This is a genomic window from Desulfosporosinus sp. FKA, from assembly GCF_002196785.1.
GTDB classification, from domain to species: domain Bacteria; phylum Bacillota; class Desulfitobacteriia; order Desulfitobacteriales; family Desulfitobacteriaceae; genus Desulfosporosinus; species Desulfosporosinus acididurans.
The window spans coordinates 225610-248005 of the sequence record NZ_NAHZ01000034.1 but is presented as its reverse complement, the minus strand read 5'-3'; the positions used below and the strand labels follow the sequence as shown (position 1 = coordinate 248005).

22 protein-coding genes and 1 pseudogene are annotated in these 22396 nt (G+C 39.4%); 21 read left to right on the top strand and 2 right to left on the bottom strand.

The window, feature by feature from the left end:
• Positions 1–183: 183 nt before the first annotated feature.
• The 17 genes from B5771_RS22375 to B5771_RS22295 all read left to right on the top strand — a co-directional run bounded on the left by B5771_RS22375 (position 184) and on the right by B5771_RS22295 (position 16414).
• Positions 184–372 carry a hypothetical protein gene (locus tag B5771_RS22375; protein ID WP_088189501.1) on the top strand — a complete coding sequence of 63 codons (189 nt, stop codon included), beginning with the start codon at positions 184–186 and terminating at the stop codon, positions 370–372.
• Positions 353–901, top strand: coding sequence for a PIN domain-containing protein (locus B5771_RS22370; protein WP_088189500.1), 549 nt, complete (start codon positions 353–355; stop codon positions 899–901). Before B5771_RS22375 ends, B5771_RS22370 begins: the two co-directional genes overlap by 20 nt.
• 421 nt (positions 902–1322) lie before the next feature.
• On the top strand, positions 1323–1595 hold the full coding sequence (locus B5771_RS22365) for a type II toxin-antitoxin system Phd/YefM family antitoxin (protein WP_088189499.1): 273 nt from the start codon (positions 1323–1325) through the stop codon (positions 1593–1595).
• 650 nt (positions 1596–2245) lie between these two features.
• The gene (locus B5771_RS22360; protein WP_088189498.1) at positions 2246–2563 is read left to right on the top strand and encodes a hypothetical protein; all 318 of its coding nucleotides are present in this window, start codon (positions 2246–2248) and stop codon (positions 2561–2563) included.
• Positions 2564–3337: 774 nt separating this feature from the next.
• Positions 3338–3967 (top strand): YetF domain-containing protein, encoded by a 630-nt coding sequence (locus B5771_RS22355; protein WP_172408347.1) that lies wholly within the window; start codon positions 3338–3340, stop codon positions 3965–3967.
• Between the two features lie 357 nt (positions 3968–4324).
• Positions 4325–5131, top strand: a complete 807-nt coding sequence (locus B5771_RS22350; RefSeq protein WP_088189496.1) for a menaquinol oxidoreductase — start codon at positions 4325–4327, stop codon at positions 5129–5131.
• 60 nt (positions 5132–5191) lie between these two features.
• Positions 5192–5572 carry a sulfate reduction electron transfer complex DsrMKJOP subunit DsrJ gene (gene dsrJ, locus B5771_RS22345; RefSeq protein ID WP_088189495.1) on the top strand — a complete coding sequence of 127 codons (381 nt, stop codon included), beginning with the start codon at positions 5192–5194 and terminating at the stop codon, positions 5570–5572.
• 456 nt (positions 5573–6028) lie between these two features.
• Positions 6029–7792 carry a sigma 54-interacting transcriptional regulator gene (locus B5771_RS22340; protein ID WP_088189494.1) on the top strand — a complete coding sequence of 588 codons (1764 nt, stop codon included), beginning with the start codon at positions 6029–6031 and terminating at the stop codon, positions 7790–7792.
• Positions 7793–7999: 207 nt separating this feature from the next.
• Entirely contained in the window at positions 8000–9301 is a 1302-nt protein-coding gene (locus B5771_RS22335; RefSeq protein ID WP_088189493.1) for an MFS transporter, read from the top strand.
• Between the two features lie 53 nt (positions 9302–9354).
• Positions 9355–10101, top strand: a complete 747-nt coding sequence (gene fabG, locus B5771_RS22330) for a 3-oxoacyl-ACP reductase FabG (RefSeq protein ID WP_088189492.1) — start codon at positions 9355–9357, stop codon at positions 10099–10101.
• 49 nt (positions 10102–10150) lie between these two features.
• Positions 10151–11098 carry a methylmalonyl Co-A mutase-associated GTPase MeaB gene (gene meaB / locus B5771_RS22325; RefSeq protein ID WP_088189726.1) on the top strand — a complete coding sequence of 316 codons (948 nt, stop codon included), beginning with the start codon at positions 10151–10153 and terminating at the stop codon, positions 11096–11098.
• Positions 11099–11113: 15 nt separating this feature from the next.
• On the top strand, positions 11114–12874 hold the full coding sequence (locus B5771_RS22320; RefSeq protein ID WP_088189491.1) for an acyl-CoA mutase large subunit family protein: 1761 nt from the start codon (positions 11114–11116) through the stop codon (positions 12872–12874).
• Positions 12875–12894: 20 nt separating this feature from the next.
• Entirely contained in the window at positions 12895–13299 is a 405-nt protein-coding gene (locus B5771_RS22315; protein ID WP_242966939.1) for a cobalamin-dependent protein, read from the top strand.
• A gap of 298 nt (positions 13300–13597) precedes the next feature.
• The gene (gene crcB, locus B5771_RS22310) at positions 13598–13969 is read left to right on the top strand and encodes a fluoride efflux transporter CrcB (protein ID WP_088189724.1); all 372 of its coding nucleotides are present in this window, start codon (positions 13598–13600) and stop codon (positions 13967–13969) included.
• A gap of 28 nt (positions 13970–13997) precedes the next feature.
• Positions 13998–14330, top strand: coding sequence for a DUF190 domain-containing protein (locus B5771_RS22305; RefSeq protein WP_047809333.1), 333 nt, complete (start codon positions 13998–14000; stop codon positions 14328–14330).
• Between the two features lie 307 nt (positions 14331–14637).
• Positions 14638–16053, top strand: coding sequence for an FMN-binding glutamate synthase family protein (locus tag B5771_RS22300; RefSeq protein WP_088189490.1), 1416 nt, complete (start codon positions 14638–14640; stop codon positions 16051–16053).
• A gap of 217 nt (positions 16054–16270) precedes the next feature.
• A complete protein-coding gene (locus B5771_RS22295; RefSeq protein WP_088189489.1) occupies positions 16271–16414 on the top strand; it encodes a LysM peptidoglycan-binding domain-containing protein in 144 nt (47 codons plus the stop codon).
• A 160-nt stretch (positions 16415–16574) separates the two neighbouring features.
• Here B5771_RS22295 and B5771_RS22290 read toward each other — a convergent pair.
• Positions 16575–17032: pseudogene (locus B5771_RS22290) on the bottom strand (spore coat protein).
• Positions 17033–17513: 481 nt separating this feature from the next.
• Between B5771_RS22290 and B5771_RS22285 the strand changes: the two are divergent.
• The 4 genes from B5771_RS22285 to B5771_RS22270 all read left to right on the top strand — a co-directional run bounded on the left by B5771_RS22285 (position 17514) and on the right by B5771_RS22270 (position 21465).
• Complete coding sequence (locus B5771_RS22285) at positions 17514–18425, top strand: DMT family transporter (RefSeq protein WP_088189488.1); 912 nt, start codon at positions 17514–17516, stop codon at positions 18423–18425.
• A gap of 112 nt (positions 18426–18537) precedes the next feature.
• Positions 18538–18795, top strand: a complete 258-nt coding sequence (locus B5771_RS22280) for a hypothetical protein (protein WP_083995957.1) — start codon at positions 18538–18540, stop codon at positions 18793–18795.
• 483 nt (positions 18796–19278) lie between these two features.
• Positions 19279–19953 (top strand): response regulator transcription factor, encoded by a 675-nt coding sequence (locus tag B5771_RS22275; RefSeq protein WP_088189487.1) that lies wholly within the window; start codon positions 19279–19281, stop codon positions 19951–19953.
• Positions 19954–21465, top strand: a complete 1512-nt coding sequence (locus B5771_RS22270) for an ATP-binding protein (protein ID WP_088189486.1) — start codon at positions 19954–19956, stop codon at positions 21463–21465.
• 114 nt (positions 21466–21579) lie between these two features.
• Here B5771_RS22270 and B5771_RS22265 read toward each other — a convergent pair whose 3' ends face one another.
• Positions 21580–22302: a DUF4405 domain-containing protein gene (locus tag B5771_RS22265; protein WP_172408346.1), complete on the bottom strand. Its 723-nt coding sequence runs from the start codon at positions 22300–22302 to the stop codon at positions 21580–21582.
• Between the last annotated feature and the right edge of the window lie 94 nt (positions 22303–22396).

Here is a 22396-nt window from a genome sequence, read left to right as displayed (position 1 = left end):
GCTCCTTGCATGAATTGATAGCTGGCTCTCACGCCCAAATTATCAATCTGCTGTTAAAAAACTGAAGGTGTCAAATTCCTGCCGCAAATACCCACGTATTTCCTCATATACCCTTTCGTTGGGTATATATGTCCTCAAATGGGCATATTATGGGTACAAAAATTGTTCAGAGGATGGTACAATATGGATAAAGATAAACGTGACGGTCTTCAAGAGGGGGATGATAATATGCCAGCATTAGCACCTATTAAAAAAAGGGGACTGACAACAGCAAAAAAAGAAGGTTTAAAGAAAATGATGGGTAAATATTCAGGAAAGGCTAGTTTAAGTACGATAAGAGACTTGCGTAAAAATGAGACTAATCAATTTTAATCGGTTTCATGGTTTTGAACCTTCAGAAGATATTTTTGTAGATACTGGAGTATTATTGGGTTTTTTAAATGAATTTGATGCATGGCATTCAACTGTGAATAAACTGTTCACTAATCATATATTAAACAATTCTAATGAAATTATTTTTTATACACATTCTGGAGTGGTAAATGAAATATCTCATCTTGCTGAAAAACCTTTAAAGCAATTTATTGAAGCTTTTAAATGTGGTATTTCGGAAGAAGATATAATTAAAACTGCTGAAAAAACAATTGAAGGTCTAGCCGAAATGATTGAGCAAGATTACCTTGAGATATTAGAAAGTAATAAGACTAGTACCTTACAACAAATTAAATATTCAAGGAAATTTGGGTCTATAGATTCTATGATTGCTTCAATTGTTCAAGAATATGGAATAAGTTTATTAACTGTCGATCAAAAACTTGCTAGAAAAATTCAAAGTGAATCCTCTGCTTTTAGCAATATTAGAAATATTTATTATACGGATTCATCATATACTGATTATTAATTTGATTAAACAATAAAAGAGAGGTTTTCAACCTCTTTTTTATTGTTTTGAGAGTAAGGATTTAGGACTGCTCTCTTCACTACTGGTAAAATAGTTTTTCGAACCAAATTACTCAAATAAATGATATTGCATATAGACGTTTTTTAATGCCCGCTCCTTGCATGATTGGGAGCGGGCACCGAAGCATGTATAAGTATTCCCTGAATCAGAGATATCCAATTACTTTTTGGATACCAACAAGTTAGCGTAAATACCTCTTGTTTATATGCCCTATATAGCTTGATAGTTGACTTCAATCTTGGCAAAATTAGCACTGTTTAATGCATCTATTATATTGCAGATACTAATGAACCAGAATCATATAATATATGTACATAATTATGCTATAATAATGTCAACACACATGACGAGGTGAGAGGATATGCCACATATTAGACCAATAACTGATCTGCGAAATACAAACGAAATTTCTGAATTATGCCACAAGCAGAACGAGCCGATTTTTATTACGAAAAACGGATATGGGGATTTAGTCATTATGAGTATGGAAACTTATGAACGTAAACTTGCGCTGGTTGAAGTTTATAAGAAGCTTGCTGAGGCTGAGAACCAAATTGCCCAAGGTGTTCCACTGTTAGATGGGGAAGAAGTCTTTGCAAAATTGAAGGAAAGATATGTAAGAAAAGAGTTATAGTTTAAAGTTCACGCCTAAAGCAAGCGAAGATCTTGAACAAATATAGCTATATTTCCGGGAATCTATTTGCTGATGTGCTGCACACAATTTACTTGAGAAAATAGAACGAACTATAATGAAACTAAGATATTTTCCGTATTCCGGAAGTTTTGCATTGGATGAACCGCTAAGAAATAAAGGATATCGAAAGCTAGTGGCTGATAATTATATGTTTTTTTCCTTGTAAATGAGCTTGAAAGACAAGTTGTTATAATGCGAATACTCTACGGTGCTGTCAATTATCAAAATATGCTGTAATTGTGCTACTACACCTGTCGGCGTGAGATACGCTTTTGAACCTAAGGGGTCTGAGGAGAGAGTATTGGATTTGCTTCGCTCCAAAGCCTTAATAAGGCAGAAGATATTGCAAGAATTTATGGAGGGATGCGTTCTCTCTTTTTTGTTACAATAAGATGAAGATGTCACGGATTTTATGGATGGCTAGCACTTGCTACAAAAGAAAACAGGTGCTTTTATATTAATCCGTCAGATCAAGGAAATATCCTGAAATAAAAAAGAGCTGGCTTGAAAACAGACTTCATGATCAGTGTGAAGAAAAGGTAGAAGAGCTTTATTGGGGTTTTCAGGATGTTATTTCTAAAGTAAGAGAAGTGATTTCTGATCTTGACAAGGTTGCCAAAGGAACAATATGGCCGCTAGAATTAATGGTCAATTTTGCCGAAACAGCCGTTCAATCCATTCATGAAGATGGTGATATCTTCGAGGATATGGGAGATTATTTCACTGACACTTATAAGGAAATAATCCAGAGGATAAATAGAGAAAAGACACCTGAGTTATATAATCTATACAAAGAGCGCCTGAAAGCGATCGCAGACACAAAAAACTGCGGGTGTTGGGGAATTCATGATTCATTAGAAGGTTCCTATAGCGTTTTGAAATGGCTGGAAGACGATCCTTCAAAATAGGGCTTTGGGAAACGTCTTGCCAAGGAATCTGCCGACCAAATGCCGACCAAAAGATTAACAAGCATTTTAAGCACTTACTTCAGTAACAAATAGTTGCGATTGCGAAATAAAATAGAGTGACTCGTCTAATCGGAAGTTAGGCGTGTCTCTCTTTTTGTGTCTTCTCCTTTGTGCATATTCCTGATGTTGATGGACAAATAATATAGCCGGAAATATCATAGTTTCCCGGCTATATTAGTCTTCGCAAAAAGATAAAGTGAGAGTAATAGGGATTACTCGGACGCCATAGCTTTGTTGCATAATAAATTCTTCTTATGAGAATAGTAATCTTAAGCTAACATTGGAAAAATGTAAATGTATAAATATATAAGCGTATAAGCGTTTTGCTAACAGATTTAAGTTCTATACGTACTGACTTGCTATTTTCTTAAGACTAAATGTACCAGTACAATCCTGATGGGCGCGCTTGGTCCAACCCAATAGGAAATAATGAATTGCAATATATTAGAGTCAATGGAGAAACTGCCCACATCTATGACGTTTAGATTAATGAGAGTCATAGTAAATTAGATAAAGTTTACTTGACCAATCCTAATCTGTGGGAATCGGTAAATGTTGAGTATTCAGTGCAAAAAGCTGCATAAGGTTAAACATGTTACGCAGGGAAGGACGCCTATAAAAAGTATGATACTATTATGGGGACTTTTATCAATTAGTACTATAGTCACATTTTTGGTGTTGTTAATTTTAGTACGTTTTATTGGAAGCACACAATTGACGCAGTTGACTTTTTTTAATTGGGTAGCAGGAGCAGCTATGGGAAATCTTGCAGCTAATATGATTGCGGCCCGAACTATTCAGGATTGGTTTTTCTCTTGTTATACCCTTATTCTCTTTTCAATAGTCTCTGTCTTAGCAGCAATACTTGCTCTTAAATACCGGCTATTTCGCAGAATTGCTAATGGTGAACCGATTGTGCTTATCCGTAAAGGAATTATGTTTCGAGAAAACTTGAGAAAAACAAAGGTTAATCTAGATGTCCTCATGATGCTATTGCGGGAAAAGGGTTATTTTTCTTATTCGGATATTGAATATGCTATTTTGGAACCAACAGGAAATTTAAGCATTCTCCCAAAACAGGAATATCAATCAGTGTCAAAAATCGATCTTGTAGAGGGGCCTGATCTTTCGCCGGAAGGACAAGGCCCCTTTGTGGAAATTATCGTCGATGGAGAAATAGATCATGACAAATTAAAGAGCACAAAGCATGATGAGGCATGGATACAGGAACAAATTGAAAAAATAGGCGCTAACTCATTTGAGGATGTATTATATTTAGCGGTCAATTCGCAAGGTGAAGTCATTGCGGATTTACATAGAAGGGGAAATATTTCAACTCCATGATGTTATTTTGTATGGTTTAAGGTTAAGCGGCAATATGATTAAGATCATATTGCCGTTTTTGTTGCCTGGAAAAGGATAATTATAATCTATCAGGAAAGGAGTTAACCCCATTGTCTCAAGTAAGAATCAGGCATGGACAGATGTGGCGATTTCTTCTCCAAAATCAAAGTTACAGGCTTAGAAACAAGGACGAATAGGACAACTGATTGAGGGCAAACTCTAATAGTAATCTTTCAATTAGATAGTTGAAATGTATTTCTTAGATGAAAATAAGGTTGCTTCTTTTAAAGGAAAAGGGTAAGGAAGTCTATAATTTGGGCTAAGTAATTTTCTGAAAGAAGTGAGGCGTTAATTAAAATGAAATTTTTGTCTTCATTATTGGTTGTTTTAGCTTTGACGTTTATTGCTTGGTTTGGGGTAGGAGTTCTTAGACTCTATGAAATCTTTGGAATCGCTATACCCTACTTGGCTTTAATCATATTCGCAATTGGTTTTATAAATCGTCTATTAAAATTTGAACAAAATGATTCCGTAAATTCGCCGGGGACTAAAAAATTGATGGCTAGAAGACTATTAGAATTACTGTTCTTCCGCTCTTTCTTCGGAAACATAAAAATGAAAAAGCAAGGATCTAAAGAAGAGTCAGGGCCTTCAAACTGGTTTTGGGCAGGTGTCTATATCTTTTTTGGGGCTTTTCTGATTATTCTATTACGGCATTTGCGGTTGTTCCTAAATCCAGTGCCCTTGTTTATTCAAGGTTTGGAGAATATTGATAGTTTTCTTACAATTGGTTTCCCCCACAATGCAATTTATATTACGGACATCGTGTTTATGGTGGCTTTAACGGTTATCATATTACGCAGTATTTATACTTCATTTGCGAAGAATACTTCTTTGCCTTTCAGCTATGTCCCTTTATTTCTGCTTCTCGGGAGTGTTTTGTCGGGAATTATTATGGCCTATTATTGGCGAGTGAATATAGTGAGTGTGAAGGAATTAGGCATGGGCTTAGTTACTTTCAGACCATTTATACCAACGAACTTAGGCAACATTTTATTTATTCATATATTCCTAGTCAGTAGTCTCTTGGTTTATCTAGCAATGTCGTCTGTAAAACCGATTTATCAGTGGAGTGCATCCGAAAACGAAGCGAATATTGGTTAAAACCTCCAGAAAGATAGGCTGTAAGATTACATGTCGAGTTCTTGAAAGGGAGTACTGAGTATGATTTATAGTAAAAAAGTCTACCTAGGAATATTGATATTTATAATCTTGCTTATTTCACCATTTCTCGCTAGTTTGGGAAAGGCAAATGTTCCACCTGCCCCATCGCTGGATACACCAGTCATTAATGCAATGGCGGTTAAGCAGTGCGTTGAGCCGACAGAGTATATGAAAGCTTATCATATGCAATTATTGTATAAATGGCGGGATGAGTATGTGCGAGAGGGTAACACCATATATGTTAACAGTCGTGGTCAGAAATATACGATTAGCCTTGAAAAAACCTGTCTGAAGTGTCATTCCAACGAAGAGCAGTTTTGTCAGAGATGTCATACATATGCTGGAGTAAAGCTTTACTGCTGGGAATGCCATCAGAAATGAAGCAATGACTAAGAAATACTGCATTACTTGGATGATCTGGTCAGGAACAAATGAAGTTGAATCATTAAAAATTCAAGGATCGAGACATATAATGGTAAGGGAAGTTCTAAATTTGTAACTTTTTCATAGGATACTCATATCAGCGAGTTACACTTAGAACATAGAAAAGGTAGATATCAGATTCAAATTCACCTTATCCATTCTTGGAGAGGGCCTTAATGTAGATAAATTTTCTTGGATTCTTGGGAACGGGTAGATAAGGGTTTAAGAATTCTAATTCTATAGGATAATAAAGCGGGAATAAATAACGAGATAATGCAGGAAAAATGATGATAAAAACAGAAAGCCATCCCTTGTAAATGTTACAAGGAGATGGCTTCTTTATCATCAACCTGGATGCTTACAAATATAACTTAACATGATTCTATACTTTACGTTACGATTGGGGGAACTTTAATGGGCTATGAAAGTACTGAGGGCAAGAATCTAAGAATTCTTATGAATGAACTTCGAGCTATGCTTGACTCAATCCATAGTGGAATCATCGCTGTTGATATAAATGGGAAAATAACGTTTATCAATGAAACTGCCAAGAAATTTATGGTATGCGGGGACGAAATTATTGGGCGTGATGTTAATGAACTTATTCCTTTGTCTAAGATCAAAGATGTTTTATATAGTGCTAAGCCCCAATATGGAGTTAAGATGCAGATTGGAGATAAAACAGTATTAACCAATCGCACTCCTATTATAATTAATCGACAAATAACCGGAGCAGTAGGCTCTTTTATAGATATTACTGACCTAGAATTGGTTTCTCACCAATTACATTCTGTTCAAGAGCTGAATAGCGAACTCAGCGCCTTGATCGATTCTTCGGCTGATGGTTTAGTAATTACAGATGGTAAAGGCTGCATAATCCGCATGAACAAGGCCTACCGATTAATGCTTGGCATTCCCCTTGAAGAGAATTTTACAGGACAATCTGTAACTGAACTTGTAACAAATGGTTACTTATCGGAACTTGTCACATCCAAAGTACTCCAAACCCTTCACTCCTCTACTATGATTCAAGAAATTAATGGTAGGGAAATTCTGTTTACAGGGACCCCCGTTTTAAATACTAATGGCAAGGTAGTACGTGTAATTGCCAATATACGAGACCTTACTGAACTAAATTCCTTAAGACGAAATCTTCATAAATTTTCTCAAGAGATGGATACCTATCGCTCTGAACTATCCCGCTTAAAAATAAAAGCACTTGAGGACGGCTTTATCTTTAATAGCCCTGAAATCCGAAAAGTAGTGGAATTATCCATTCGCGTGGCGCGAGTGGATACAAATGTATTAATTACTGGGGAATCGGGCGTAGGCAAGGAAATTATAACACGGATGATTCGTGAAGCAAGCAAACGATCTACTGGGCCTTTCATTAAAATCAATTGTGGAGCTCTCTCACCAAGTCTGATAGAGTCTGAACTATTTGGCTATGAAGAAGGCGCCTTCACAGGGGCCTCAAAGAAGGGGAAACCTGGAATCTTTGAACTTGCTTTAAATGGAACCTTATTTCTCGATGAAGTGGGTGAACTCCCTCTTGACCTTCAAGTTAAGTTATTAAGAGTGATCCAAGAGAAGGAGATTACCCGCCTGGGTGGGACGCGGAGCATTCCTGTTGATGTACGGCTGATCACAGCGACAAACCGAAATTTAGAACAAATGGTTAAAGAGGGAACGTTTCGGCAGGATCTTTTCTATCGCTTAAATGTTGTAAATATTTATGTTCCGCCTCTCCGTGAACGTGTAACTGATATTCCTATGTTAGTGGAATACTTCATTCGAAAATTTTCTAAGAAATATAACCTTAATCGTAAAATTCCTCCTGAACTCATGCAAGCTTTTACTGAGCACGATTGGCCAGGAAACATTCGGGAACTAGAAAATAGCATTGAACGAATGGTGATTTTAAGCCCTGATGAATGGATCGAGCCTTCCTTATTTAATGGTTCCAAAGAAACAACTGCTTTAGATTCGCCTCCGCTTAGTCTTTTAAAAGATGCCTTAGCCGAAACAGAGAAGAAAATGATCTTACAAGCCTATCATTTGACCAAGAGTACAAGGAAAGCTGCTTCGATGTTAGGTATTAATCAATCTACCGTTGTTCGAAAGCTAAAATTTTATGAAAACCAAAGTTCAGTGATGCCAAGAAGCATCACTGATTAGTCAGAGCATCAGGAATTTCCCTGTAAAAAGAGCTAAAGCGATGCAATGAGGCATCGCTAATTTTTTTTGTTAGTTTCAATTGCCGGGAAAATGCAGCAATAAGTGCACTGTTTATTATCTGAATATTAAGAATATACTGGCGCGCTTTTTGCAATAGAGTTAGCTGAGCGCGCTCTAAAGATGAAAATTTTTTGGGGGTGAAACTACTTGAATGAACTGCCATTAAAACCATATACGAAGGATGCTGCGTCTAAAGCCAAGGGAACAAAACCCACTAGAGTTCGTACTAACATTGTAATCCTAACCTTTTTAAGTATTGTCATTGCCTATATGGATAGAGCCAACCTTTCCGTAGCTTCTGTAACGATTATGAAGGAACATGGTTGGAATACTGCCCAATGGGGCTCGATTCTTTCAGCTTTTTTTGTAGGTTATCTAGTTTTGCAAATCCCTGCTGGATGGATAGCGGATAAAATTGGCGGCAAACGAGTTTTAGCAGCGGGTGTAGCCTGGTGGTCAATATTTACTGCAGCTACACCCTTTGCTAGAGGTCTAAACAGCTTATGGATCGTCAGAGCATTTATGGGGTTTGGCGAAGCTGTGACATTTCCTGCGGAAACGGCTATGGCTTCCAATTGGGTGCCTGTTAAAGAAAGAGCACGTTCGCAAGCTTGGAATTTATCAGGAATGGCTTTAAGCCTAGCCGTTTCAGTGCCAATTAGTGCCTGGATAATTAACACTTTCGGCTGGCCGGCAGTCTTTTATTTTGCAGGTCTGTTAGGCCTCATCTGGACTTTTTTCTGGTTATGGTATGCCAAAGATCGTCCGGCAGATCACCCTAAAGTCAATCAAGAGGAATTAGAGCTAATTGGGGCGGGACATGGGGCTAAGAAAGAGCATTCTAACAACATGAGTGCTGTCCTGAGATCAGGCCCTGTTTGGGCTTTAGCTATCAATTACTTTTTCCAGAACTACTCTTGGTATCTTTATTTAACCTGGCTTCCAGGATATCTTGTTATGGCCCGTCATTTTAGCATCTTAAAAATGGGTATTTACGGAATGATGCCATATCTTGGAGCCTTCATAATAACAAACTTGGCTGGGTATATTTCAGATCGCATGATACCTAAAATCGGTGTAACCCGTGCTCGCAAGTATATTATGTACGCAGCCTTTGGAGGGAGCGCTTTATTCCTTTACCTTGGGGCAATGGCAGCAACTGGCGGAATGGCTGTTTTGTGGATTACCCTCGCAGTCTCCTTCCTATCTATGAACTTTTCCTCTTTCTGGGCGCTCCCTATTGATCTTGGGCCCAAAAATGCAGGCTTAATATCCGGTATAATGAATACCTTTGGGACTATTGCCGGCATTATTGCGCCGATCGTTACAGGATTTATCGTTAATGCAACAGGATCTTGGGTCTATGCCTTGAGTGTCGCGATCATCTTATCGATTATTGGAATCTTCGTGTGTGCGTTCTTTGTTTCCGGAAAACAAGTTGTGGATTAAGGGACTCGTGAATTATTCGAGGTAATTTGAAATAGTTGAAAGGAAGGTAATCCATGAAAATTAAAGATAGAGTTGCTCTAGTAACAGGCAGCGGTCAGGGATTAGGAAAAGCAATTGCTTTCGCCTTAGCAAAGGAGGGGGCTAAACTCGCAATTAACGATATTTCCCTGAATGAGGTAAAAGCCCATGAGACTGTCTTAGAACTTCGTAAAATGGGAACAGACGCTGAGGTTTTTCTTGCGGACGTGACTCAAGAAAGTGAAGTCAATGAGATGGTTGGGGAAATCATAGCACGTTTCGGACGGATCGATATCCTTGTTAACAATGCCGGTATTAATCGAGATGGTTTGATCCATAAAGGCAATATACAGAATTGGAATGCAGTAATGAATGTAAATCTTACCGGGCCTTTCATCTGTACTAAAGCTGTATTGCCTAGTATGAGACAAAATAATTATGGCCGAATTGTCAATATCTCATCTCTTACGGCTAGACTAGGTATCTTTGGAACAGGGTATTATGCGTCAACAAAATCGGGTTTAATCGGCTTAACTAAAGTTACAGCTGTTGAGAATATGTCCCAAGGAATTACCTGTAATGCACTGGCTCCTGGCTATATTAAAACGGATATGATGATGAAATATCCTGAAGAACAACTTCAGGCACTCATTGCCAAGATTCCTGCCGGCCGTTTGGCGGAACCAGCTGAAATTGCTGATGTCGTTGCCTTTGTCGCGGCTGATTCTGCATCCTACATGACAGGTGCAGTTATCGATATCAATGGCGGGTATTTTATTTAGAGATCATGCAAACGCCTATTTGCGAAGTTATGTTATTGGAGATGTAGAGATGGAAAAACTTATTGAACGCTTAATCCAAAAAGATCGCATAGCTCTTAGTAAGCTAATCACGATGGTCGAGAACGATAGCCCTAAATCGCTCGATATTATGAAAGCAATCTATCCCCTGACCGGCAAAGCTTATGTTCTCGGGGTTACTGGTCCTCCCGGCGCTGGAAAAAGCACCTTAGTTGATAAATTGATCCGAAATTTTAGAAGTGAAGATTATAGTGTTGGTGTGCTCTGTGTAGACCCTAGCAGTATTTTTAGCGGAGGAGCCTTTTTGGGGGATCGAGTGCGAATGGAGTGGGCTTATAAAGATGACGGTGTATACTTGCGGAGTTTAGCCACCCGTGGTGCTCTAGGCGGTTTGGCCCCTAGGTTAAGTGAAATTATTAAACTGATGGATGCCTATGGGAAAGAGATTATAATCGTCGAAACCGTAGGAGTGGGTCAAATGGAAGCGGATATCATTCGTTATGCTGACACAAAGATTGTTGTTTCTGTCCCGGGACTGGGCGATCAGATGCAGGCCTTAAAAGCAGGGATCTTAGAAATTGCCGATGTGTTAGTCGTCAATAAAGCCGATCTTCCAGGTGCCCGAGATGTTGTCGATGACCTGCAAATGATGCTCTATTTAAAGAAAGAAAGTGACTGGACTCCGGAAATTGTCTTGACGGAAGCCCTCAATGACCGGGGGATCTCAGACCTCTATGAAGCCATTCACAGACACAGAACATTTTTATGCCAATCGGGATTAAAAAAACAACAGACCCATTTGCAGCGTGAACATGCCTGCTATGGTGCTATAGAAGAAGGTTTGAAGAACTACTTGCGTAAAAGTTTTCTAGAAGTTGACGAAGTTAAAACTATTTTAAAAAGAGTTCGAGAGGAGGATTTAAATCCTTATCATGCCGCGGATGAAATTCTGCAATTGCTTTTTGCCAATACACATTGAGGAGGGTGAATAATTATGCAAAGTAAGCAACAGAAAACAACGTTAGAGATACTTAAAGAGACTATGAAGGAAACTGATAATTGTCAAGTCTATGACCCAACTTATCTCGCCAAAGTTCAAGAAAGTCTTAATCAATGGAAAAAGGAAAGGGTTAAACCTAAGGATCTTGAAAATTGGAGTAATATTCCTCTTACAGTTCTGGGTTCTGAAATTCCACGGGAAATGATCTATACTCCATTGAATATTGCCAATACGGATTATGGTGATCAACTGGGAAACCCAGGCGAAGCTCCGTTTACTCGGGGAATTCACAGTAATATGTATCGCGGCCGCACCTTTACCCAACGTCAATTGGTCGGTTTCGGCGGTCCGGAGGACACGAACGCCCGAATAAGGTATTTGCTGAATCACGGAGCTACAGGAATTAATCTTCTTTTTGATATGCCAACGATTCAAATGTATGATTGTGACGACCCAATGGCACAAGGTTCCGTTGGATCCTGTGGAGTCAGTGTCAACCATGTTCAGGACTGGGAATTGCTTTATGAAGGGATTGATATTGCGAAAGAAACCTCCTCCATCGTTACGCACTACCCTTCCAATACTGCCTGCCTCTTTCCGATGTATTTGGTCATGGCCGAAATAAGAGGGGTACCTTGGGATCAACTTAAAGGCAGTTCACAAAATGATCTGACGCTGGAAGAACTTGTTCGTAATTCTTCTGAATATATTCCACCTAAAGATTGTTTCCGGATTGAGTGTGACAATATTGAATTCATCCGTAAGAATGTGCCAAAATGGAATTTTATTACGCTTAATGGTTACAATTTCCGAGAATTTGGGACATCCGGCGTTACAGAGATGGCTGTTGCAGTAACTCACGGGATGGCAATCTTGGATGAAATGATCCGCCGCGGTTACGAAGTGGATTGGGTAGCTGAGAGATTAGCCTTCTTCTGGTCTGGAGGGATGGATATCTTCGAGGAGGTTTCCAGACTACGGGCGATGAGGAGACTATGGTACAGAATCCTTAAGTATAAGTATAATGCTAAGAACGATCGCTCAACCTGGATGAGGTGTCATCTTCAGACTTCGGGTATAAGCTTAGTCAGGGAAGAACCCTATAACAATGCTATTCGATCGGCTTTTGAGGCGCTGGCTGCTGTTCTTGGCGGAGTCCAGTCTTTGCATGTCGATTCGTATGACGAGGCAATTTCGGTTCCTTCTGAGGAAGCATCCCTGCTTTCTTTACGGACACAACAAATTATTGAACATGAAACAGGAGTTACCGCTGTTGTTGATCCATTGGGAGGTTCTTATTACGTAGAGGCTTTGACCAATCAGATGGAAGAGAAAATCTTAGCCGAGATCACAGAGATTGAGAACCAAGGGGGCTATGTGGAAGCTATTGCCAACGGCTATCTCAGCCGGAAAATATACAATTATATGTATAAAGAGCAAATGCGAATTGAAAAAGGTGAAATTAAAATTGTCGGTCATAATTACCAAAAAAGTGGTGAAGGAGAAGATTTTGAAGCCTTCCATTATCCTGAGGAATGTGAGGCCAGACAATTACAACGCCTTGAGGATCACAGAAAGAATAGAAATAGTGATGAGGTTGAAAAGGCTCTTAATGAATTAAGGATCGCTTGCAGAGAGGGTAAGAACGTCATGGAATATACTGTGAATTGTGCTCGAGCAGGTTGTACGGTTGGTGAACAATGGAAGATATTTAAAGAAGTTTTTGGCCTTTGGAAACGACCCAGTGTATTTTAAGTGAAAGGGGTGGACAATCGGTGGAAGATAGGAAAATTAAAGTTTTAATGTGTTGCCTCGGACCCGAGACACATAATCGCGGAATCATCGTCGTGAGTACCATTTTAAAAGAAGAAGGTATGGAAGTTGTCTATATGGGTAACACCACTGCAGAAAATGCACTCAAAGCAGCGATGGAAGAAGATGTACAAATTATTGGTGTCAGCTCACTATCGGGCGCTCATTTGCGTACAGGAAAACACCTCTTGGAATTAGCGAAACAAAAAGGCATTGATAAAAGTATTGCCTTTGTCATTGGGGGAGTCATTCCGCCAAATGATGTTAAAATTCTTAAGGACATGGGCTTTTATGATGTTTGCGTTAGCGGCACGAAAAGGGACGAATTAGTAACCGTCGTGAAAAATGCCGCTAATACTGTCGGGTAAGGTTTACTGACTTTAAGATAAGAACATGTTGGAGCAAGCTTACAATAGTATGATGACAAATAACGAGGAGATACGTTTTGTCAAAGGGATATGGCAGCATTTAGCCGGCCTTTTGTTCTGGCTTGCTTGGCGGAAATATCTTCACTTGCTTAAATGGGCATTTTCGGTTATCATAGACAATGAGTTGGGTTTGATTAACCCTACTTGCGATGGGGCTCGCTATTGCATTACGCTGATGGCTCCTACTGAAACTTTTTCAGTAGGAGTCTTTTTGGTTTTTAAGGAAGGAGCAAAACTGTTGAATATTTTTGTCATAGCTTTAGGAGGCGCTCTAGGGGCATTGTCGCGCTACAGTCTCGGCTTATGGGTATCCACTAAGTGGAGTCATGGTTTTCCATTAGGTACGTTTATTATCAACGTAACTGGTGCGTTTTTATTGGGATTCTTGAATATTTTATTCATTGAAAGATTAACCCTAAGTCCATTATTGCGCCTTGGTATTGGCGTTGGTTTTCTTGGTGCCTACACGACGTTTTCAACATTTAGTTATGAAGCGATTATGTTACTGGAAGGAGGTAGTTTACTCACAGCAGGGCTTTATACTCTTTTAACTGTAACTGTTGGCTTCGCTGCGGCCGCCTTAGGAGTTGGCTTAGCTCGGATTCTATAAATTTCATACAATAGGAGGGACTCTAAATATGTTGGGGAAAGCGAAATTGCTGAAAGTATATTTGGGAGAAAGTGAACGATATAAGAACAAACCTCTCTATCAGTATTTAGTCCTTTGGCTCAAAGAAAAAGGGGTTGGAGGTGTCACGGTCAGTCGAGGAATCGAAGGTTATGGACAGGATAAGGTACTTCATACTGCACGCCTCTTGGAATTGTCTTCTGATCTGCCCATTATCTTGGAAATTGTTGACTTAGCTGAGAAAATTGATCCTCTAATTCCTCAAATATGTTCAATCGTTCCGAAAGGTTTAGTTTTTTCTTTAGATATCCAGGTTCATAAATATGGAAGTAAACAAGAATAAGGCGATTAGCATGCTCCTTCGATTATCAAACAGAACCCGAACAACGAAGGGAACTGTTCCAGGTTAGCGGCGATATGATTAAAATCATATCGCCGTTTCTGTTGCCTGGAAAGAAACTAAGACGAATAGGACAACTGATTGGGGGCAAACTCTAACAGTAATCGTTCAATTTAATGGCTGGTTTAGTCAAATGCAAAATAAAACTATTGCTGGCTAAGAGAGTGCTGCGATCATAAGAAATAGTAAAGCCGCTTTGGTGTTTTAATATTTGGCTCGCTGAATTTTTATTTTCAAGGAGGTACTAAAAATGAAAGCTAATAGACTTAAGGTTTTGGGTTCAACAAGAAAAACAAAAACTAGAAATCGGAGAATAATGTTAGCTGCATTACCACTAGCGGCTTTATCTGTGCAGCCTCTTTTACGTAAGCGGATTCAGAAAAATATTGCGGATGCGGTTACTACAATAACAACAGATGAATATAACCAAAATATTATGGAGTTGTGGACAGCTATTAAGCGTGCAGATATCCATAACATCATGGAAATCAACCTTAGAGCGACTCAAGGGACTGCTATTACAAGACCAATAGGAACGCCTAAAAAGTTTGATGGTTATGATAATATAATGTTCATACCACCACAGCTTACTGATCTTTCTAAGCCCGGTAATACAAAGATCGATATGGAGGTTGTGATTGGTAAGAAGGCCAGTAAACCGTTAATATTGCCAATTCCATTGATTATTTCTGGGATGGCATACGGTATAGCTTTAAGTGAAAAAGCCAAAAGGGCCCTGGCCAGAGGAGCAAAAACGGCCGGTACTGCAATCTGTTCCGGTGAAGGTCCGTACTTAGAAGAAGAGCGGCGGGAAGCAGGTAAATATATTCTGCAAATTTCCAATTGGCCATGGGGGTTACGAAAAGACGAGGAAATTTTGGCTGCAGACATGTTAGAAATACAAGTTGGACAAGGGGCACAAATGGGAGCCTATTATGTTGCTCCGGAGGAAATCAAAGGAAAGGCTCGAAGACTCATGGGGTTATCTCGGAATGAAGGTATAAGTCGAATGCCTGCACCTCCTGGCATACGGAGTAAAAATGATTGGCCAACATTTTTTAGTAAGATTCGTCAAAGAGCTCAGGGTATCCCAATTGGAATTAAAATGATGGCAACTGAAAAAATAGAAGAAGAGTTGGCAATGGCTTTGGAATACGGGGTTGATGTTATTGCAATTGACGGTGCGCAGGGTGGTGCATTAACCTCAAATCCGACGATTCAGGATGACTTTGGAATTCCAAGCCTGCATGCCTTAGTTCGGGCAGTTAGATATTTGAACGATCAAAGAGTAAGAAATCAAGTTAGCCTGATTGTAGCAGGCGGATATTTCAATCCAGGAAGTTGTCTTAAAGCCATCGCACTGGGCGCTGATGCTATTTATCTTGGGACCCTTCCTTTATACGCTATGGTCAATAAACAACATAAGAAGGTTTTACCCTGGGAACCCCCGACAACTCTTGTAAGTTATGTGTCAAAATATAACCATAAGTTGGATATAGGGGTAAGTGCAGAGAGGGTTGCTAATGTTTTGCGTTCGATGGTTGTAGAAATGGAACAAGTTTTGCGCAGCTTGGGCAAAACATCTCTTCATGACCTGAGCCCTAAAGATTTAGTCGCCCTTGACGACTTTTCCAGTCAATTAACAGGAATCAAGAAAGCGTACTAGTCTAAATTTATAATAGTGCCGGTTGATAAAATTGATATTATGATGGTACGTTAATAATTGCAAGCTGTGTCCATGCACAGCTTTTTTTTGTCCATTAATATGCTCTTATAGCCATGAGCATACGACTACTAAGTAAGAAATACTTCATTGGTCAAACACCGAACAAGTTGCTGATGGAATATTATGGAGTGTAATCATCATGAGGAGGGAATTTAAAATGTATCATTATGTACGCAGAGGCGAAACGCTTCATATAATTGCTAAGAACTATGGAACACACGTTCATCGATTGATAGTATTAAATCCTCAAATTTGTAATCCTAACCGGATCTACCCTGGCGAAAAAATTAGAGTTCGCTAATTAACAAAAGGGACAAGAATCAGGACAAGGCGCATTGCCTAGCAAAAAGAGATATAGTTCGAAGATCCAAAAGATGGTAGTAAACTTTAAGCACTCTCAAATGAGAGTGCTTATTCATGTTTTTGTTTTATCCAAAATGTTCAGCTTTAGCTGAACGAGTTCACTGTAAAGTTGCAGCCGGACCTTGGACAACATTATACATTTGCCCAAGGGTATGCATTACGGTTTGATCGGCAGCCTCCAAAGGATAATATCCTTTTTTGACCATCCATTGCCAAACGTCATAGGCATGATGGGATGACATTTTAAATGCATCCTCTAAAAAGGCACGTACCCCCGGATTACTTGCTTCCATTGCAGACCAAGCATATTCACGGCCAGCTCTTTTTAACGTTAACATATAAGACGTCGCAATCTCCCTGTCATTTAGCGAACTCACCTGAGTCCTTGGAGTAACGGATTGGTCGTCTGCTTGGGATTGAGTATAATTTGGCAGGGTATTGTTTAAGGGAGGAACCTGGAGGGTTGACTAAGAAAAAAAGCCATATTCGTAATTGAGTTTACACAGCTGAGTGTTAATTCATGTAGGTCATGGGCCTCATGGGCTGCTAATTGCATTTGTTAACCCCCTCGCGCAATCGTTTTATTTTCATCATGGTATTAAGTGTTTCAAAAGTATTAGACTTTTATTCTAATTCCCCATCCTACAACGTTTGAATTTTATAACATAATCTGGATTAATTTGGTGCAATTTAATATATAAAGTATTTGGATCGTTATTGATGTATTGATGATGCATAATTATGAGCTAGCGGGCAAGCATTTAGGGAGAAGAGTATTTTATGGTGCTCTCCTGGATTAGCCCCACTCCTTTTTTGTGATCTGGCAATATGGGGAGGCCTTGTCTACTTAGACCCTATCGTTTCGGCTGATAAAGAAGAACCCTTACAGGGCGGGCAGTATGGGTGATTAATTCATTTTGGACGATCAGAAGTTTAAGAAAACGTGTGTATTCTCGGATTTTTTAGATATTAAATTGTCATCATCCAATAATATATGGTAGTATAATTTGATGAAAACTAAATACTGAGGTGGCAAAATGAATAACGTGAGGGGTAAAGGGCACGGTGGCGGAATTGCTGCAATTATTATTTCAGCATTAGGCTTTGCTTTCTATCCAATATTTGGGAAATTTGTTTTTGCAGGCGGAGCAAATTTGGCAACGGTTTTGTTTGTTCGGTTTTTTATTGGAGCGATAGCCTTTTGGAGTTTAGTTATTTTGGGAAAAAGTATGAAGCATTTAACTAAACGAGATTTCTTTAGACTTTGGTTACTTGGCGGTGTCGTTTATGCAGGGCAAGCCGGGTTATACATTTCAGCGGTAAAATTCATACCAAGTTCCATGGCTTCTCTTATTTTTTATGTATATCCTGTTTTGGTGACAATTTTGGCTTTAGCAACTAAACAGGAAAGACTATCTATTACTAAAGTCAGCGGGTTACTTTTTTCCATTTTGGGTTTAATCCTTGTTTTAGGAGTGAGCTTTGAAGGTTTGAATTTACTCGGAATCTTCTGCTCTTTAGGTGCGGCGGCAATTTATTCGATCTATATTCTAACAAGTAATCGCATAATAAATTCGGTTAGCCCGTTGCTCAGTTCTGCAGTCATTACAAGTGCAGCGTGTGTAACTTATGGGATAACGGGTCTAATTCAGGGATTTACATGGAATATCGCTGCTATAACGTGGATGGACATTTTGGGGATCGCAATTTTATCAACCATTATAGCAATCTTAACGTTTTTTTGGGGACTTCAGAAAGTTGGACCGACAACAGCCTCAATTGTCAGTACGTTAGAGCCAGTGTTGACTGTGGGGTTAGCTTATATTTTCTTGGGTGAATATTTGAATTTCACTCAAAATATTGGCGCCGCCTGTGTCTTATTAGGAGCTGTTTTAGCTGCTTGGCCTCATAAAATAATGACTATATCCGTAAAAGAAGCAAAATTGTAAATTATCCCAGATTAAAATAAGGAAGGTGCCTGCTCAATATTGCAGCATGATAAGTTTTACATGATTAAATTGTGGTATACTATGGAATGTTATAAACTTGATGGAGGTTACTATGAATAACGGACAGGAACAATTTTTAAGTTTTATTTTAGAAAGAGTTCAAGCTGAAAAGGTAGAAGAAGCAAAAGTTTTACTTGCTGAAAACTTTAAGAAGCTGGCGGAAGGCAATTTGACACAGGATGATATTATGCAGTTTATTCCTAGAATGATTGCCTTGCTAAAACCGGAAAAGCTGGCGGAAGTACAAACAGTTGCCATGCAGTTTGCCGAAAATTTTAAAGATTTATTGCCTGACAACAAACTTGGATAGTACATAAGAAAGATCAGCGTCTTACAAAAAACTAAGGGGTATCGCTTTGCGATTCCCCTTAGTTTTTTGCGAATTCATAGGCCATATATGTAATAGTATTCTACAAAACAAGCGGTTAGGCTGATTGTTGACAATTTACCCAATCGTAAAACGGGGCCGTGTTGAAACTTAGTTTCTCACGGCCCCGTTGTTTCGGCTCCCGCTTCTATAAGTGGGAGTGGGTCTCCCGTATTCTGCTTCGGTGGGGGCCACCGAAGTCTCGATGTTCAGCTTTAGCTGAACGAGTTCACTTCAGCTTAATTTCAGTTTAGCAGCCTATAGTAAAGATATGTAACTCAAAACATTTAATGGTCAGGAGAAATTAACTATTTTCCATACTTTGGATTTGAGTTATGATGATTATACAAATAAATGTGGGAATGGTTCTCATACCTTGCTTCGGTGGGGGAGAAAACGGAGATGTATTCGCTATGAGGGAGGGCGATGATGAGGATCTTGCTGGTGGAGGATGATATTCATTTAGGGGAAATTTTAGTGCGCGGTTTATTTGAGGAAGGTTATCATGTTGATCGTGCGGTGGATGGGAACGAAGCAGAGCTATTTTATCTCCATCGTGATTATGGTGTAATTATCTTGGATCGTATGTTACCTGATATGCGGGGCGAAGATTTACTGCAAAAATGGAGGCAAAATAACTGCACCATTCCTATACTTATGTTAACAGCTATGGATGCTGTATCCGATCGAGTAACTGGGCTAAAGGCTGGTGCAGATGATTATCTTTGTAAACCGTTTGCCTTCGCTGAGTTATTAGCCAGGATAGAAGTTTTGCAACGTCGTGGAAGTTTCAACATTACTCCTCTTTTAAAAGCAGGAACGTTGGAACTTAATCCTCAGACCAGGCTTCTTACTTATCGTGAGCGTTCAGTAATGCTAAATAGGCTGGAATATGAACTGATGGACGTCTTTATCCGTCATTCAGGTCAGATACTGAGTAAGGAAACTTTGGCAGAACAATGCTGGCAGGATCCTTGGGATGCTTCAGATAATACAATCGAGGCTCAGATAAAAAATTTGAGAAAGAAACTAAGATTAATTGACAATCGCGCATGGATCAAAACCATGCGTGGTGTTGGCTATCGTTTGGAGGTAGAATGATTGCGTTTGTGGCAAAACAGCTTACCTTTGCGTCTTGCCGTAATTACCGGCGGTGTGTTTATTACGGTACTTTTTGCTGCCCTTTTTGCTTCCTATATGACAACGGATTATTTGTTGAAAAGCAGCCTTGACTCATCACTAACTTCTTTGGCTCAATCAATTGCTAGCAATTGGTCTGACAAAGGTTGGACTCAAGAATTATCAACTAGTAAGGAAGCGCAGCAACAACTATATATCCAAGTGATTGATAACCAAGACAAGATTGTATATTCTTCGACTCAAGGGGTTCTTCCTGTAGACGATGATTTGTTGCAGTTAGCATTAAAAGGGAGAGAAAGTTTTACTGACTCCCTCGGGTCTTTCTCTAATTCTGCATATGAGCCTTCACATGGGCGTCACGGGTCTCATGGGCATCGCGAGCATTTGAACGCATCCTCGTTGCCTATTTGGCTGCGTCCTTTTTGGCCCGAAGAAGGTGGAATGCGTATTTTATACTGGCCTTTGCCTAATGGCAAAGATGGAAATTATGTACTTCAAGTCGCCTCGCCTGTGACAAATAATGCCGATATGCTTTATAACCTGCGAAAAATCTTACTAATCATTTCCTTAGGCGCTGTCATGGTTGTTGCTGTTATTTCCGCTTATTTGGTGTGGAGTACCTTTAAACCATTACGCAAGATAATTGTTGTGGCTAAGAAAATTGATGCCAATACGTTAACATCGAGGATCGATGTTCCTATACGAGATGCTACTTTGAACCATTTGGTGGACGTCTTAAATGCAATGTTAAAACGGTTAGAAGCTGCTTTTACGACTCAAACCAGGTTCGTCAATGACGCTGCGCATGATTTGCGAACTCCATTAAGTGCACTTCGTTCTGAGTTGGAAATCACCCTGCGTCAGAAGCGCAGCGAGAAGGAATACGTACAGGCTTTAAAGGGATGCCTGACAGAGGTGGACTATATGAGTTCATTAACAGACAATCTGTTAGCATTGGCTAGATTTGACAGCGGGTTGCACATGCAATTTGAAGAATCTGTAGCCTTAGGACCGATTCTGCAAAGGGTGAACAGTGAACTTGGGGATTTTGCAGAAAAAACTCAAATCTCCATAATTATTAGTTTAGAAAAAGACATACGAATAGACTGTAACCCCTTGGCTATAGAACGGTTATTGAAAAATCTTTTGCATAATAGCATTCGTTATACACCTGCCGGAGGACTAATAGAATTGATTTTACGAGATAAAGTCAGTTTGGGAGGGGATGAAGGAGTAGAGTTAGTCATCAAAGATACAGGAATTGGCATTCATCCTCAGGATTTGTCCCATATTTTTGACCGTTTTTATAGGTCTGATGGGGCCCGCAGACGTGATGGGGGAGGCAGTGGCTTAGGATTATCAATTTGCCAGTCCATTGTTAAGAACCACGAAGGTACCATTGAGATTCAAAGTGAGCGGGGAAAAGGTACCTGTGTTACTATCTGGTTGCCTCGCAGTTCATATTTGTTATAATAGTGTACTTGATCACAAGTTTCACCTAGCCTAAAGTTCGACTTTTTTCAGTTGCAGCTAGATTCCAGTTTTTAAGACCCCCACTTCTTATAAGTGGGGGCGGGCCCTGGTTAACTATTTATTAGAATGCCTAGTGTTAAATGTATGCGTCATTACAGCAACCGCTAAAATTATTACGGAGTTAAAAATGAAACCAATAGGGCTGAAATTTCTATGCTCATTTTTGAACCTGCCATCACTTTGGGGTTGCAGTTTATGAGGTCCTCTAGTATTGCCGGTGTTATGTTGGCGTGGGGCCTGCTGTTGTAACTCAACATTTGGGACGTGATCTGAAATTAATTTATATCCGCCGAACAAGAGAAAGGAAACTAATAGAAATACTGCAATGCTTCCAATCATTTTTTGAAAGGTTGTATTAAATATCCGTTTGATATTTGACAAAAGCCTTTGCCCATGAAGTCCCATGTGAATACCGACTAAAACGAGTAAGATGTTGGCTGTTAGTGAATGAATTTGCCTGAAATGACGAAGACCAATTCCGGGAAATAATACTTGCGACATTGATATACCGCCTACTATCGTTATCAGCATTGATCCCAATAGCAAAAGGTTTATCAAGTAGGTGAAACGTGTTTTGCTTGGAAGTTGCGCATCAAATAATCGTGCAGAAACCTTTTTGACCCATTGTAGATTGATTAGACCATGAGTTAATACAAGACATCCCATTCCGATACCGGCTACTTCATGAAATGCTCCTCTAGAAACTGTCATAACAAGAACTAAGTTAATAAACATAATAGTATCCAATGCTAATCTTATGTTGTTGTTGTTTTGCAAAGTAACCCCTCCAATCGACTTCAATTTGGGCATCGAACATTGTTCCAGGCCGTTCAGGAAAGAGCTATGTCTAAATGTCTTGTAATATTATTAA